Annotated in this window: 15 protein-coding genes and 1 pseudogene; 14 read left to right on the plus strand and 2 right to left on the minus strand. The window is 38.0% G+C overall.

Annotated elements, in window-relative coordinates:
• Nucleotides 1-33 precede the first annotated feature (33 nt).
• The 5 genes from QRN68_RS13325 (at nucleotide 34) to QRN68_RS13345 (ending at nucleotide 4,223) form a co-directional block, all read left to right on the plus strand.
• Entirely contained in the window at nucleotides 34-1,113 is a 1,080-nt protein-coding gene (locus QRN68_RS13325; protein WP_285397380.1) for a metallophosphoesterase, read from the plus strand.
• 21 nt (nucleotides 1,114-1,134) lie between these two features.
• On the plus strand, nucleotides 1,135-1,359 hold the full coding sequence (locus QRN68_RS13330; RefSeq protein WP_285397381.1) for a hypothetical protein: 225 nt from the start codon (nucleotides 1,135-1,137) through the stop codon (nucleotides 1,357-1,359).
• 165 nt (nucleotides 1,360-1,524) lie between these two features.
• Nucleotides 1,525-2,358, plus strand: coding sequence for an undecaprenyl-diphosphate phosphatase (locus tag QRN68_RS13335; protein WP_285397382.1), 834 nt, complete (start codon nucleotides 1,525-1,527; stop codon nucleotides 2,356-2,358).
• A 53-nt stretch (nucleotides 2,359-2,411) separates the two neighbouring features.
• A complete protein-coding gene (locus QRN68_RS13340; RefSeq protein WP_285397383.1) occupies nucleotides 2,412-2,738 on the plus strand; it encodes a hypothetical protein in 327 nt (108 codons plus the stop codon).
• Between the two features lie 522 nt (nucleotides 2,739-3,260).
• Complete coding sequence (locus QRN68_RS13345) at nucleotides 3,261-4,223, plus strand: 2-hydroxyacid dehydrogenase (protein ID WP_285397384.1); 963 nt, start codon at nucleotides 3,261-3,263, stop codon at nucleotides 4,221-4,223.
• 158 nt (nucleotides 4,224-4,381) lie between these two features.
• Here QRN68_RS13345 and QRN68_RS13350 read toward each other — a convergent pair whose 3' ends face one another.
• A complete protein-coding gene (locus QRN68_RS13350) occupies nucleotides 4,382-5,182 on the minus strand; it encodes a TIGR00266 family protein (protein ID WP_285397385.1) in 801 nt (266 codons plus the stop codon).
• 502 nt (nucleotides 5,183-5,684) lie between these two features.
• On the opposite strand from QRN68_RS13350, the gene QRN68_RS13355 reads away from it, so the two are divergent.
• From QRN68_RS13355 to QRN68_RS13395, 9 genes and pseudogenes are all read left to right on the plus strand, one after another.
• The gene (locus QRN68_RS13355; protein ID WP_285397386.1) at nucleotides 5,685-7,163 is read left to right on the plus strand and encodes an aldehyde dehydrogenase family protein; all 1,479 of its coding nucleotides are present in this window, start codon (nucleotides 5,685-5,687) and stop codon (nucleotides 7,161-7,163) included.
• Between the two features lie 26 nt (nucleotides 7,164-7,189).
• Entirely contained in the window at nucleotides 7,190-8,362 is a 1,173-nt protein-coding gene (locus QRN68_RS13360) for a saccharopine dehydrogenase family protein (protein ID WP_285397387.1), read from the plus strand.
• 10 nt (nucleotides 8,363-8,372) lie between these two features.
• Nucleotides 8,373-9,566, plus strand: coding sequence for an acyl-CoA dehydrogenase family protein (locus QRN68_RS13365; protein WP_285397388.1), 1,194 nt, complete (start codon nucleotides 8,373-8,375; stop codon nucleotides 9,564-9,566).
• 673 nt (nucleotides 9,567-10,239) lie between these two features.
• The gene (locus QRN68_RS13370; protein ID WP_285397389.1) at nucleotides 10,240-10,665 is read left to right on the plus strand and encodes a MarR family transcriptional regulator; all 426 of its coding nucleotides are present in this window, start codon (nucleotides 10,240-10,242) and stop codon (nucleotides 10,663-10,665) included.
• A gap of 590 nt (nucleotides 10,666-11,255) precedes the next feature.
• Nucleotides 11,256-11,432, plus strand: a pseudogene (dltC, locus tag QRN68_RS13375) (D-alanine--poly(phosphoribitol) ligase subunit 2); the annotation flags it as partial.
• 25 nt (nucleotides 11,433-11,457) lie between these two features.
• On the plus strand, nucleotides 11,458-12,063 hold the full coding sequence (locus QRN68_RS13380; RefSeq protein WP_285397390.1) for a DedA family protein: 606 nt from the start codon (nucleotides 11,458-11,460) through the stop codon (nucleotides 12,061-12,063).
• Nucleotides 12,064-12,155: 92 nt separating this feature from the next.
• Nucleotides 12,156-13,355, plus strand: coding sequence for an MFS transporter (locus tag QRN68_RS13385; protein WP_285397391.1), 1,200 nt, complete (start codon nucleotides 12,156-12,158; stop codon nucleotides 13,353-13,355).
• Nucleotides 13,356-13,713: 358 nt separating this feature from the next.
• Nucleotides 13,714-14,259 (plus strand): CDP-diacylglycerol--serine O-phosphatidyltransferase, encoded by a 546-nt coding sequence (gene pssA / locus QRN68_RS13390; RefSeq protein ID WP_285397392.1) that lies wholly within the window; start codon nucleotides 13,714-13,716, stop codon nucleotides 14,257-14,259.
• The gene (locus tag QRN68_RS13395) at nucleotides 14,238-14,726 is read left to right on the plus strand and encodes a DedA family protein (RefSeq protein WP_285397393.1); all 489 of its coding nucleotides are present in this window, start codon (nucleotides 14,238-14,240) and stop codon (nucleotides 14,724-14,726) included. Before pssA ends, QRN68_RS13395 begins: the two co-directional genes overlap by 22 nt.
• A gap of 288 nt (nucleotides 14,727-15,014) precedes the next feature.
• Here the strand turns inward: QRN68_RS13395 and vanY are convergent, their stop codons facing one another.
• The gene (vanY, locus tag QRN68_RS13400) at nucleotides 15,015-15,887 is read right to left on the minus strand and encodes a VanY-A/VanY-F/VanY-M family D-Ala-D-Ala carboxypeptidase (protein ID WP_285397394.1); all 873 of its coding nucleotides are present in this window, start codon (nucleotides 15,885-15,887) and stop codon (nucleotides 15,015-15,017) included.
• Nucleotides 15,888-16,068: the final 181 nt, after the last annotated feature.

Genomic DNA, 16,068 nt, shown 5'->3' on the forward strand with positions numbered 1-16,068 from the left:
GATTAAGAAAATATGAAAGTGGAGGACTAAGATATGCCTAAAGTAATTGGTGGAATTCTTTTAATAAGTATATATAGTGCGTTAACTTTTTACTTAGGTTGGGGATTAAGGCAATGGCTTGTGGCAATGGAATGGTTCCGTTACCCAATTTTATATTGGTTAGTGCTGTATATCATTGCATTTAGTATTATTATTGGCAGACTGCATGAGTCTTTACGAGCGTTTTCAATTATTAGTAATTACTGGATGTTCATTTTTGAATATGGATTATTGATTTGTTTGGGAGCAAACATTATTATTTGGCTAAGTCCCTTTAATAGTGTACAGATAATTGGTAGTATAGCAGTTGCAATGTTGCTTGTACTAAGTATTGTGGGCTCCTATTTAGCCTATTCTCCTGTTGTTCGTCATTTAGAAATAACGATGGATAAAAAGAGTAGTGAGCTAGAGTCGTTGAGAGTTGTAGTGGCATCAGATTTTCATTTAGGTGTTCTATCACATAAAAAACATTTACAGCGCTTTGTTACTTTATCGAATGAAGCAAAGCCGGATATCGTCTTTTTAGTTGGGGATATTGTGGATGATGATCCCAAATGGTTTGTTCAAGAGGGAATGGCAGATGTGATGAAGCATTTAACTTCTACATACGGAGTGTATGGTGTACTTGGTAATCACGAATATTACGGTAAGAAAATATCTGAATTTGTTGAAGAGATGGAAAACGCAAATGTAAAGATTATGAGGGACGAAACTATTAGAATCGATAATGCGTTAATATTAACGGGCCAAGAGGATATTACAAACAAGGATAGAAAACAACTAGATGCATTGAAGTTAACAGATGACTTACCTTGGTTTGTAATGAATCATACCCCAAATGATTTAATAACGCCTGCCAAAATGGGCGTAGACTTCCATATGTCAGGTCATACGCATAAAGGTCAATTATGGCCCAATCAGTATATAACGGCTCGTGTATTTGAGCTTGATTATGGTTATAAGAGGAAGGGGAAAATGCATACACTTGTTTCATCAGGCTTTGGCTTTTGGGGTCCTCCAATGCGAATAGGTAGCCGTTCTGAATTATGGGTGGTAGATATCAATTTCCGTTAAATAATAAAGGCGGTAGTAGTTATGCTCATCACCAAAAGTTGTGGGAATATTGTTAATTGGGGTGGAGACTGGGTGACTCCTTGGGGGCCCCCAGGAAGCTTTGCTCTGTGCGAAAACGAAGCGACAGCAACAAGGTTTTGTCTGTGCGAAAACGAAGCGACAGCAACAAGGTTTTGTCTGTGCGAAAGCGAAGCGACAGCAACAACAAAGCGCCTAGTCGGAATGGAAATCAACCACACGTTATGATGATGAGGTAGAGGCTAGTGTTTAGACAGTTTGATGTTAAACAGCTATAATTATATTTTTTGAGTAAATGTTGTCTACTCACAGCTGAAGACTATAGCCAATGTACATGAAAAAGAGTATTTTATTATATGTGGATATTTAATTAATAAAAGGTAAGGTGAAGATGTGGATATCATAGAGTTATTAAAGGCGTTAATTTTAGGTATGGTCGAAGGGTTGACAGAGTTTGCACCAGTGTCATCGACAGGTCATATGATTATTGTGGACGATATGTGGCTAAAGACAGAGGAGTTTTTAGGGATGTATCCCGCAAATACATTTAAAATTGTTGTTCAACTAGGTTCTATATTAGCCGTAGTCGTTGTGATGTGGAAACGAATGTTAAGCTTAGTGGGGCTATATAAAATCGAAGGACAATCTACTTCGATGAAAAATCGCTTCAACTTAATGCATGTTATTGTGGGCATGTTGCCTGCAACTGTATTAGGTTTTGCATTTAAAGATTTTATCGATGATCATTTATTTAAAGTAGAGCATGTTATTTATGCTTTAATAGCTGGGGCAATTTTAATGCTTATTGCAGATAAATTTGCACCGAAAAAACCAAAAGTGGATTCGCTAGATAAGATTTCTTATGGTTTAGCATTTAAAGTAGGTTTAGTACAATGTTTATCACTTTGGCCAGGGTTCTCTCGTTCAGGTGCAACAATATCTGGTGGTGTACTATGTGGTATGAGTTACCGTGTGGCCGCTGATTTTACTTTCATTATGGCAGTACCAATTATGGCAGGTGCTAGTTTAGTATCTGTACTGAAAAACTGGGATACGCTATCTATGGATTATTTTAGCTTCTATGTAGTAGGCTTCATCAGTTCATTTATTTTTGCATTACTTTCTATTAAATTCTTTGTAGCACTTGTTTCAAAAGTGAAATTAAAGCCATTTGCTATTTATCGTTTAGTACTAGCTGCTGTACTAGCTTTCATTATTTTTATGTAAATTAGAAAGTCACTCTTCTATTAAAGAAAGAGTGGCTTTTTTGTTTATCCCACATGTTGTCCAAACAATCCACGAAATGGCTCATCGGACGCCCAGGAAGCTCTGCTCTGCGCGAAAGCGAAGCGTCAGCGGCAAATGATTTATCTGCGCGAAAGCGAAGCGTCAGCGGCAAAATGTTTTATCTGCGCGAAAGCGAAGCGTCAGCGGCAAATGAGACAGTAACAACAAATGTTTTCTGTAGCGAAAGCAAAGCGGCAGCGACAATTGTTTTATCTGTGCGAAAGCGAAGCGACAGCAACAACAAAGTGCCTAGCCGGAACGGAAATCAACTACACGTTTTGGTGATGAGCCCACGAAATACAAGAACTGGTGAGCAATAGTATTGAGCAAAATGCACAATCTTTGAAAGCATTCGAAGCAAGATGTGGCTCAGTAAACGGTTCTATCTCGAACTTTCGAAATGTTGGACGACAAATAACGGAATTGGTAAATATCATAGAATCGATTGGAGAATCCTTAGAATAATTAGAGAAAGTTGCCAATCGTTTAGATCGACAATCAGGGGTTTTTAGTGATTATAAATAGTTTTTTTTCTTATTCTCTAAAATTGAGGATGACATTTTGTTAAGGGGATTTAGTGTCACAGATGAGACTCTGGAGCGAAGCGGCTCATCGGACGCCGCCAGTCGGAACGGCACTCAACCTCACGTTATGGCGATTAGCCTAGTTTTTATTTTTTTTTATAAATAGGATAAAGTCGCTTATTAGAAGGATAAAACAACAAATAGACGGATGAAGCTTGTAAAGGGATAGAATCACACATGGAAAGATAAGAAATCCCTAGAAAATGCGCGTGCTAAGTGTTACGCTATAGGCGAATTAATTAGAGGGGTGTTCGGAATATGAAAAAGAAATTATTTATTACGCGTAAGTTCCCGACGCATATAGTTGAGCCGTTAAAAGAGTATTATGATATCGAACAATGGGAGGAGGAGGAAATTGTTATACCGCGGGAAAAACTATTGGCAGCTGCCGCAGATTGTGAAGTACTGTGGGTAACGCTTGCTGACCAAGTCGATGAAGAGTTATTATTACACGCACCCAATTTAAAACTCGTGACCAATTTAGCAGTTGGATTTAATAATATTGATATTAATGCTTTGCGTAAGCGCGGAATAATGGCCACAAATACGCCAGGAGTTTTAACAAATACAACTGCTGATTTTGTCATGGGATTATTGCTTGCGACTGCTCGTAGAATACCAGAAAGCGAACGATATTTACGTGAGGGTAAATGGAAAAGCTGGTATCCAATGCAATTAGTAGGTAAAGATGTTTCAGGAGCTACTATAGGAATTATTGGCATGGGGCGTATTGGCCAGGCTGTTGCAAGACGAGCAAAAGGTTTCGATATGAAAATTTTATATAACAATCGTAGACGTCGCCATGAGGCAGAAGAAATGTATGGATTTCAGTATGTATCGTTAGAGGAACTTTTAAAGCAATCGGATTTTGTTGTTATTATGACACCTTATAATAATGATACGGTAGGTCTTATAGGAGCAGAGGAACTTGCTATAATGAAGGATGACGCGGTGTTAATCAACGCATCGCGTGGTGGCATTATCGAGGAGGACGCACTTTATGAAACTTTGAAAAGTGGTAAGCTGTGGGCAGCAGGTCTAGATGTATTTGAACATGAACCCATTGCGCTGGATCATCCATTATTAACGTTGCCAAATGTTATAGCACTTCCACATATCGGTAGTGCATCGCTTCAAACTAGAACTGCTATGCTGATGCTGAATGTCAATGCTCTTATTGCATATGGGCAGGGCAAGGCTCCGTCGAATCGAATTGATTAATCACACTGAATAACAGATGGAGGTGCCTTTTTGCCACGAAGCGTGAGGGAAACGATTGTCCGTAGTGGAAATCCATTGTTTTATTCATCTATAAGAAAAGGAGCACATCGTAACTAGATGAGCTCCTTTTGTTATGAACATTAGTAGAAATGCGTCTATTATTTATTAAACATATCAAATAAACCGCCGATACCGCCTTCACCTCTAGATTGACCGCCACCGCCTTGAGAAATTGGTGCTGCAGCGAAGACACGGCTTGCTAAACGGCTAAATGGTAATGATTGAATCCAAACTTTACCTGGACCTTTTAATGTAGCGAAGAAGATACCTTCACCACCGAACAATGCAGTTTTTACGCCACCAACCATTTCGATATTGTAATCTACATCGGATGTCATAGCAACTAAGCAACCTGTATCAACACGTAATACTTCACCAGGTTGTAGAGTCTTTTCGTGAATTGCTCCACCTGCATGTACAAAAGCCATGCCATCTCCTTCAAGCTTTTGCATAATAAAGCCTTCACCACCGAAGAACCCTACACCGATTTTCTTCTGGAATTCTACACCAACAGAAACTCCTTTTGCGGCAGCTAAAAATGCATCTTTTTGACAAATGATTTTTCCGTTTAATTGACTTAAATCCATTGGAATAATCTTACCAGGGTATGGAGCAGCAAAATATACATGACGTTTACCTGAACCAACGTTCGTAAATGTTGTCATAAATAAGCTTTCACCTGTAATTAGGCGTTTTCCAGCTCCAAATAATTTCCCCATAAGACCACTATCTTGGCTTCCATTTGAACCGTCACCAAAGATCGTTTCCATATGGATGGAATCGTCCAACATCATTAAAGCTCCAGCTTCAGCTACCACTGTTTCCTGTGGATCAAGCTCAACTTGTACGTATTGCATATCATCGCCATATAATTTGTAGTCAATTTCGTGATTATTCATAATAGGATTCCTCCAAAAAAAGTAATTTTGTTATATATACGATTATAATTCACATTAGTTTCAATGTATAATTATTTAATTTAGAAAAAAAGGGAATAAGCTAGGAAATGTCGAATATAAAAAACTAGAATGTGTATTTTTTATTTAGCTAAAGATTTTTGTGATTGTTTCTCCAATGCTCACAAAAGACTTCCATCAGTGACCCTACATCCGTGTTTAGCTAAAAGAAAATAAAGTCTCTGGCGATTGTCATCGACGTTGTTAAACCGAAAGCATGCCCTGCAGATTGTCATTTGTTGAAAATTCGAAATTTTGACATATTTACTCTGGCGGATTTGGAAGGGAGTTCTTTGTGCAAAAGCAAAGACAAATCTGGACACAATTATGCCGAGGTATAATTGATTCTCTGTATAGATAGAGTAATAGATGATATCTGTCTGCAGGCAATGTGACTGGTAACAACGGGGCAGAGGCATCATAGAAATTTCAGGGGGTGTTTGTAGTGGAAATCAAAAACTATATCGGTGGTGAATGGGTAACACATTCACATTTACAAAGTATAGCAGTGACCAACCCTGCAAATGGAGAGCAGCTAGCTGTCATACCGCGTTCTACGGCAAGTGAGGTAGATGAAGCGGTAGCGGTTGCCAAACAAGCACAAAGAAACTGGGCATTAGTACCTGCGCCTAAACGTGCTGACTATTTATATGCCATCGGTCAAAAAATGAAAGAGAAGAAGGAACATTTGGCGACCGTTTTAACAAAAGAGATGGGAAAGGTTATTGAAGAAGCTAGAGGTGAGGTACAGGAAGGGATAGACATGGCTTATTATATGGCTGGTGAAGGGCGACGGTTATTTGGGGAGACAACACCTTCTGAGCTAGCTAATAAATTTGCCATGAGTGTACGGGCACCGATTGGAGTTGTAGGTTTAATAACTCCGTGGAATTTCCCTGTAGCCATTGCCACTTGGAAGTCGTTCCCTGCAATTGTTGCTGGCAATACGTTCATTTGGAAGCCGTCTAATGAGACACCAATGATGGCGTATGAAATGGGCAAAATTTTTGAAGAGGTTGGCTTACCAGAAGGAGTAGCAAATATTGTCTTTGGTACAGGTCCAACAGTTGGAACAGCTTTAATTGAACATCCAGATGTTAAGGTCATTTCATTTACCGGCTCTACAACAACGGGTAGTAAAGTGGCGGAGCTAGGTGGTAAACACCTGAAAAAGATTTCATTAGAGATGGGTGGAAAAAATGCAGTCATCGTTATGGATGATGCCGATTTACAGCTAGCTACTGAAGGGATTTTATGGAGTGCATTTGGCACTGCTGGTCAAAGATGTACAGCATGTAGTCGGGTTATTGTGCATAAAGATGTAAGAGAGGAATTAGAAAAACGTCTATTAGACGAAATGCAAAAGCTGACAATTGGAGATGGGCTAGATGAAGATGTGAAAATCGGACCTGTGATTAATAAAGCCGCATTGGAAAAAATTAATCACTATGTGCAAATCGGCAAACAGGAAGGGGCTACATTATTAGCTGGAGGTAGAATTTTATCTGAGCCTCCTTATGATAAAGGGTTTTATTATGAGCCTACACTATTTACCAATGTGAAGCCTGACATGATTATTGCACAGGAAGAAATCTTTGGCCCGGTCGTTTCTCTAATTGAAGTAGCAAGTTTGGATGAAGCAATCGAAGTAAACAATGGCGTAAAATTTGGCTTATCAAGTTCAATTTTCTCACAAAATGTTAATACGATTTTCCGCGCGCAACGAGATTTAGACACAGGTATTGTTTATGTGAATGCAGGCACAACGGGTGCTGAAATCCATTTACCATTCGGTGGTACAAAGGGTACGGGGAATGGTCACCGTGATTCAGGTGTAGCTGCTTTGGATGTCTATACAGAATGGAAAAGTATTTATGTAGACTATAGCGGTAAATTACAAAGAGCACAAATCGATACAGAGTAACAGATCAATGAAAGGGGATGTTCTTGATGAAAGTTGTTGTATTAGGTGCAGGTTTGATGGGGAAAGAGGTAGCTCGTGATTTAATAAAAAATAGCAAAGTAGAGCGTGTATTTTTAGGGGATATAGACGTAAAAATAGCGCAAGATTTTGTGGACACGTTAAATACTGATAAGGTTGAGGTTGTGGAGGTTCATGCTGAGCGCGATGACTCGCTGATGGCGGTTATCTCAAAAGGTGATGTAGTCGTTAATGCATTATTTTATTCCTTTAATGAGCGTGTAGCAAGGGCGGCAATTGAGGCTGGTGTTCATTCCGTAGATTTAGGTGGTCATATTGGTGGTGTAACGGAAAAAATATTAGATCTCAACGAAGAGGCGAAAGCAAAAGGTGTAACGATTATTCCAGATTTGGGTGTTGCCCCAGGTATGGTCAACATATTAGCAGGTTATGGTGCTTCGAAATTAGATGAGGTAGAATCTATTAAACTTTTTGTAGGCGGTATTCCTACAGAGCCGAAGCCACCTCTTCACTATACACGAGTGTTTTCTTTAGATGGTGTCTTTGATCATTATACAGAGCCATCAAAGACGATTCAAAAAGGAAAACTACAAGAAGTTCCATCATTATCAGGTGTTGAACCTATTTATTTCGATGGTTTTGGTGTGCTTGAGGCATTTTATACATCTGGCGGTATATCGACATTGTATAAGACATTCCCAAATGTCCGCACATTAGAATATAAAACAATTCGTTATAAGGGACATGCAGAGAAATTTAAGCTATTAGCAGATTTAGGCTTCCTTGATGCTAGTAATAAGGTAGAGGTAGAAGAACAGGAAGTTCCTGTGCGTGCAGTAGTTCGTGAAGCACTTAAAAAGAAGCTTGAGCTTGGTACAAAACCAGATGCAGTACTACTACGTGTTATTGTAGCGGGTGAAAAAGCACAACAACAAGTGACTTATGAATACGAAATGGTTGTGCGTAAAGATATGACGATTAATGAAACAGCTATGGCTCGTGCAACAGCAAATACAATTTCAGTCGTTGCACAAATGATTGGTGAAGATAAAATTACAGAGCGCGGTGTATTTGCGCCTGAATCAGTTGTACCGGGCGATACTTATATTGAAGAGATGGCAAAACGTGGTGTTGTCATTAAGGAAACATCTCATAAATCTGCAATGATCGTGAAATGGTAGGTGCGTGGTCATGAATTTCGAATTTTCCACTGAGCAGGAAATGCTACGGAAAACAGTACGGCAGTTTGTGGATGATGAAATCATTCCACATATTGCGAAGTGGGATGCTGAAGGTGGCTTCGATCCGAAGATTTGGTCAAGACTTGCTGAGCTTGGCTTAATGGGTGTCTGTGTACCAGAAAATTACGGTGGCAGTGGCATGGATTACAATGCGCTTGCTATCGTCTGTGAAGAACTTGAACGTGGAGATACAGCGTTTCGCACAGCTGTTTCAGTTCATACAGGCTTGAATAGTATGACCTTAATGCAATGGGGGACTGAGGCCCAAAAACAGCAATACCTTGTTCCACAGGCGAAGGGGATCCGGATTGGAGCGTTTGGTTTAACGGAGCCTGGAGCGGGATCAGATGTAGCCGCAATGTCTACCACCGCCGTAAGGGATGGAGATTTTTACGTATTAAATGGGCAGAAAACATGGATTTCTTTATGTGATATAGCTGACCACTTTATCGTCTTTGCCTACACTAATAAATCGAAGAAACATCATGGTATTAGCGCCTTTATCGTAGAGCGTTCCATGGCGGGCTTTACATCGAAGGCCATTAAAGGAAAATATGGTATTCGTGCTGGTAATACTGGTGAGCTCTTTTTTGAAGATCTACGTATACCTGTAGAGAATCGTCTAGGAGAAGAAGGAGAAGGTTTTAAAATTGCAATGTCTGCGCTAGATAATGGCCGTTTTACAGTAGCAGCTGGTGCTGTAGGTCTCATTCAAGCATGTATCGAGGCGAGCGTGAAATACTGTCATGAACGCGAAACATTTGGAAAACCTATTGGTGAGCATCAGCTAGTAGGGCAAATGATTGCCAAAATGGAAGCGGGCTATCAAATGAGTCGCTTGCTTGTATATCGTGTTGGTGAGTTAAAAAACAAAGGTGTGCGCAATACGCGTGAGACATCATTAGCAAAGTGGCAGGCTTGTGATTTTGCCAATAAGGCTGCGGATGATGCTGTACAAATTCACGGGGCATATGGTTACTCGGATGAATACCCAGTCGCACGTTATTTACGTAACTCGAAAGCACCGGTCATCTATGAAGGTACACGTGAAATTCATACAATTATGCAGGCTGACTATGTATTAGGAAAACGCCAAGATAAGCCATTAGCAAATATGCTACCAAAATGGCCGTTTGGAGAGTAACCATTTAAACACATGAATACCAAGAAACGAATGTCAAATAAAAAACAACTTGGCCCCCTTTCTAAGGAGAGAAGGCTAGGTTGTTTTATTTTGATTTTAAAATGAAATTTAACTACTTATTTTGATTAAAGTTGTTCACAAACATTGATTTTAATATAGATTTCCGCTACAGGTTACTCGCTAACCTGATCTCATTACCTGAACCTCGTTTTTTACAGTATTTAATTAGTTTTTTTATCAGGTGTGTTGATTAACCATTTTTATCCACCCTGATGTTGATTTCTTTGATAGAAAGAGCTTGTTTTTCGATAAAAGCCCAAATAGTTTCGATAAAATAAGATTTTGTTTCGATAAAAGCCCAAATAGTTTCGATAAAATAAGATTTTGTTTCGATAAAAGCTCAAATAGTTTCGATAAAGAGCGATTTAGTTTCGATAAATCTTCAAAGTATTCCTATAAAACGAACGAAAGTAGCTTTAGCGATTCTGTTTTGGGGCTCGATACTAAATAGCAACAAGAAAAACCCTTTCATCGATCAATAATAAACTTATTTTTTCCTAATCAACACGCCTGTTTTTTTATAGTATTTGACAATGAAGATTATTTGATTTAGTATAAACTTAAAATATTTTAATTAAAATATTTTAAGTTTATTGCAGAAAGGAGAAAAAGTGTGTTGAATGAACTCTTTGAAGATTTGTATATGAAACTTGCTGTGAATTTTTATAAAAATGCATCTCACAACCAAACAGTAGAGATTGAAAATATAAGTGCTGTAGAAATGGCATCCCTTGAAGTTGTATATTTCTTAAAAAACCCTACCTATAGCGAGCTTGCAGAGTTTTTTAATATATCACAGCCGAATGCCACGTATAGAATCAATAAATTGATAAAAAAAGGATATCTTACAAAATTCAATGACGAAAAAGATAAACGTGTATATTACCTTCAAGTAACAGATAAATTTATGGACTATTACTGTCTGAATGATAATTATATTAATAATATGATTACAAATTTGAAAAAAAGATGTACCGCAGAGGAAATAGAACAATTTGAAAAAATGTTAAAAATATTAACACAAGAAGCTATGGAGTAATTACAGATGGAATTAAAATTTGCAAAATAGGATGAGAAATATTTAAACAGTGTGCAGTTCTACATAGTAAAAGTTTATTTCTGCAGCTTGAAATTTTTGTGCGTATAACATTATTCCTCAGAGATGGAAAGCTTAAAAAGATTGATCTCGATCACTCCTAATCGTCTCTGAAAACGATATTGTAAAAGAAAAGGCTCATCACCAAAATTTGTGGATGACATTTTTGATGTAGTTGATCTTCGTTACAGCTGGGCGACTCCTTGGGGATTAGCGTCACAGATGAGACCCTGGAGCGAGCAAGTAGAGGAACGAAGGCTAAGAGCATCACGTCCTGTGATAACGCCTTCGTGACCTACATCGTGTAGGCCTAAGCGGCTCATCGGACGCCCCTTGGAAGCTTTGCTCTGTGCGAAAGCGAAGCGGCAGCGACATATGTTTTAACTGCGCGAAAGCGAAGCGGCAGCGACATATGTTTTAACTGCGCGAAAGCGAAGCGGCAGCGACAATTGTTTTATCTGTGCGAAAGCGAAGCGTCAGCAACAAAGCGCCCAGTCGGAACGGAAATCAACCACACGTTATGGTGAAGAGCCAAAGAAAACCTAGATGTACAGTTATTTGAAGAAAGCATCTTTCATTCTTTCAGGTACAAATCTTTATTAGTAGGATTGCAAAAGCGTTTAGATATTGAAGTTTCTATTTCAGATTTCAAGCGTGATGAACGGGAAACACCAAATATGATTGATAAGAAATTGGGAGATCTACGATGAAAAAACTAACCTTTGGAGAGATGACATGGAATGGATTTATGAATTATTTCAACAGTATGGATACTATGTTGTATTAGTTGGTTTGCTGTTAGAATATATCGCTTTTCCATTTCCAGGGGAGCCAACATTAGTTTATGCAGGGTATTTAGTACATACGGGAGATTTAAACTTACCGATATTAATTATACTATCGTTTATTGGGACAAGTGTTGGGATGACGATTCAGTATTTTCTAGGTAATAAACTAGGTATGCCGTTTATACAAAAGTATGGAAAGTATGTATTTTTAACACAGAGGAAAATCGATTTAACGAAAATGTGGTTTGATAAATATGGATATTTCCTGCTTTTTATTGGGTTTTTCATTCCAGGCGTACGTCATTTTACTGGATACTTTGTAGGAATAATCAATTTATCATTTCGCCGTTTTGCAATAATAATTTATTCAGGTGCTCTGTTTTGGGTATCGTTCTTCTTAATTGGTGGTTACTGGTTAGGTGATAAAATGCATTCTGTCATTAGTATGATGGGACAACATGTCTGGGAGATTGTTTTTGGTGTTATTATAATTGTAGCTATTATCCGATTCCGTAAACAATTGAAACGTTTATTTGTACAAAATACAAATTAATTTGGAACCCATTCTATGTAAAAAATTAGAAGCCTCATAGACAGTTAGAGATATTTCACATCAATGATTCTTATAGAAAGAGATGTTGATACATGAAGAAAACAATTAAAGAACAGTCGATATTAATTATACTTCTAAGCAATGTATTCATTGCTTTTCTTGGAATTGGTCTTGTCATTCCAGTTATGCCGTCATTTATGAATAGCATGCAATTATCAGGAAAAACGATGGGTTATCTTATTGCCGTATTTGCGATGGCACAACTACTTATGTCACCACTCGCAGGTCGTTGGGTTGACCGTTATGGCAGGAAGAACATCATCACAATCGGTTTATTCCTTTTTGGTATTTCAGAACTTATCTTTGGTTTAGGCACGCATGTATCGGTGCTTTATTTATCGAGAATGTTAGGGGGAATTAGTGCCGCCTTTATTATACCAGGTGTTACTGCATATGTTGCAGATATTACATCAGTTCAGGAACGACCAAAAGCGATGGGCTATGTTTCTGCCGCCATTAGTACTGGCTTTATTATAGGGCCTGGCTTTGGAGGGTTTATTGCAGAATACGGTATACGCATGCCCTTCTTCTTTGCGGCAGCTATTGCCTTTGTAGCGTGCATTTTATCAATATTTATTTTAAAAGAGCCGCTTACAAAGGAACAGCTTGCAGAAATTTCTGCTAAAACAAAACAAACAAACTTTATAAACGATTTAAAAAAATCACTTAGTCCGCTTTATTTCATTCCATTTATCATTGTATTTGTACTAGCTTTCGGCTTGTCTGCATATGAAACTGTTTTTAGTCTGTTTTCTGATCATAAATTCGGCTTCACACCGAAGGACATCGCAACCATTATTACGATAAGCGCAATCTTCGGTGTTATTGTACAAATATTTATGTTTGGAAAAATGGTAGATAAACTCGGTGAAAAGAAATTGATCCAATTATGTTTAATTGCAGGTGCAATATTGGCGGTTGCGTCCACCGTGATCTCTGGATTTTGGGCAGTGTTGGTGGTAACTTGCCTTATCTTCCTTGCATTTGACTTGCTTCGTCCGGCATTGACGACGTATTTATCAAAAGCTGCCGGTAAAGATCAAGGATTTATTGCTGGAATGAACTCAACCTATACGAGCTTAGGTAATATCATTGGGCCAATGTTAGGTGGAGTACTATTTGACGTAAACGTCCACTATCCTTATCTTTTCTCTGCTGTTATTATGGTCATTGGCATCGGTATTACATTTGTGTGGAAAGAAAAACAATTGACAGAAAACTTAGCGGAATAATTAGAAAAGTGGGGGAAGCCTTCGGAACAATGAAAACCCCAATTGTACCTGTTGTTATTCTCTTTGTGGACCTAGACAATTCCCTTTACCTAGTATTATCGTGTACTTAAATACCATTCACAATATAATTAGCAGTTTGTGGAGTCTCACCACCTTCAGGGGGGATTGTTCTGTACCTGTCGCTACGCTTTCGGTACAAAATACATTTGTAACTGACGTTTCACTTACGTTACAAAAAACATTTGTACCTGTCGCTATAAAAACATTTACCGAATGAAAATTCTATTTTTCAAGGTGAGCTGTAAGACTGTTTTTTATCCATTGTGTTGATTTGAATGAATAGGAGGTTTATTATACTGTGAAACATATACCATGTATGATTACAATTGGAAACTTTATTTGCGGACTTCTTGCTATTCGCTCTTTGTTTATTCAAGATTTCTATACAGCAGCGTTCTTCATTTTTGTTGGTATGTTTCTTGACTTTTTCGACGGCATGGTCGCACGTAAGCTAAATGCCGTTTCGGATATTGGGAAGGAACTTGATTCTTTCGCTGATTTGATCACGTTTGGTGTGGCTCCGGCTATGCTTGCTTACAATGTAGCATTGTATAGTATTCCGTATATTGGGATTTTGTGTACGCTGGCATATGGCACTTGTGGTGCGATTCGCCTTTCCAGATTTAATGCTCGTCACAGCAAGTCTCCAACATTCATTGGAATGCCGATTCCATTTGCAGGAATATGTCTTGTTATATTAAGTTTCATGAATAACTCAATCGTATTAGCAGTAAGCACATGTGTACTTTCTTATTTGATGGTGAGCACAATTAAGTTTCCACATTTTAAAAGACTTGCGGTTGAAAATTCAGAGGTGGAAAGATGGGAACAGTTCAAGAATTAATCGGATCTTATGGGTATCTAGCAATTTTTTTAATGTTGATTCTTGGAATCGTTGGATTGCCGATACCCGATGAAGTCCTAATGACAATTGTCGGTTATTTTACAAATATTCATGTCCTGAATTATGAACTTGCTATTTTCGTTAGTTTTGCAGGAGCGCTTATAGGGATGATGATCAGTTATCTAATCGGAAGAAAAGCTGGTCGTCCTTTAATAGCGAAATATGGAAAATGGATAGGGCTGAAAGAGAAGAGAATGATGAAAGTAGAAAGGTGGATGAAGAAATACGGGCCGTTCTCACTTGTTTTCGGGTACTTCATTCCCGGTTTCAGACACGTAACCTGTTACTTTGCGGGAATCGGCAAAATGAGATTAAAAACATATATTACGTTTGCTGCGATTGGTGCCTTTATATGGTGTTTCACCTTTATTACAATTGGAAAGGTCGTAGGGGTTATACAGGATTAATCCCATTTCTTAACGCACAAAGTGGCTGGGACATAACCGATTAAAACTTAAAAAAGCGCAAGAAATCAATTTTAAAAAAGTTGATTTCTTGCGCTTTTTCGATGTGAAATATTGTGAAAAAATCATAGGTGGATATGATTTTAACAACCGATTCAAGATAACATCGGGTTTCCCAGATTCCTCTGAAATTAATCGAGCTAAACAATAATGCATACACATAAAGGCAAATAGTGCCTGTACCATAATACTGTTCATCAATTTCGTTCGGTTTCTTCCGCACCTTCGTTTCTACGCGTTATCTGGAAATACTGTCACGATCACACCATCCGTATTATTGCCCGATACCTCATAACGAAGATTGGCTGGCACATTAATAGTGGTATTTTCAGTAACAGGATAATAAAAGACCTCATATTCTTGACCATTTACAGTAGCAGAAATATGTTCTTCTTCTTTTAGATAGTCTAAATATTCCTCTAAAACAAAATTCTTTTCTTTCATAATCGCACTATGTGGTAAACCGACATAGCGGATATGCCATGGTTCATTCATAATTCCCGTTATGTCCGTTTTATCCTCTGGATAACGTAGCGTAAACCCGTATTTCCAAGCGTTCTTTGCAATCCACTCTCCCTCAGGTGCTATCTCCATTTTCCCTTGGGTACTTCCCACATCAAGCGATAAACCTAAATTGTGTTCGCTGTGACCGGCTGGCAAGGCACGATTGGAACCCATTTGTTCATAAAGTTTAGTTTGCTCATCAAATCCTCGAAAACCACTCGTAATTAAAAAACTAGAAACTCCATCTTCTCCCGCATCAAGAACCATATCCGAAAATTTACGTGCTATATCTTCTGATAAATATATTTCGCTATTAAACATTCTGTATCCTTTTACCAATTCATCACGAGCATTTAAATTGATGATATCTGATTTTATACTTTCATTGTGAACTGGGTGCTTACTGTTAACCAAAAGTAAATTTCCTTGATAAATTTGTTCTTCTGGAATTTCTACTTTTTTCATATTTTCAGAAGACGAATTACCGTCCACTACACCATTTTCATTATAGGCTTTTTCACCTTGAAAGAACGGTACTATTTTAAAGGCTGTCACACCTAAACATATTGCGAAAATTAATAAAAAGACCCGCTTTTTCATTCTTAACTGCTCCCTTATTCTTCTTTACTTAAAATATTATAAATAAAACTAATGAAGAAAAAGGTAGGATAAATCTTAAGTTTATCTTAAATTACGTACTTAAAAGTATGAAGCTATCTTAACTATTGTGGTTGATTTCTTTGATAGAAAGAGCTTGTTTTTCGATAAAAGCCCAAATAGT

Source organism: Lysinibacillus sp. fls2-241-R2A-57, from assembly GCF_030209535.1.
Classification (GTDB): Bacteria; Bacillota; Bacilli; order Bacillales_A; family Planococcaceae; genus Lysinibacillus.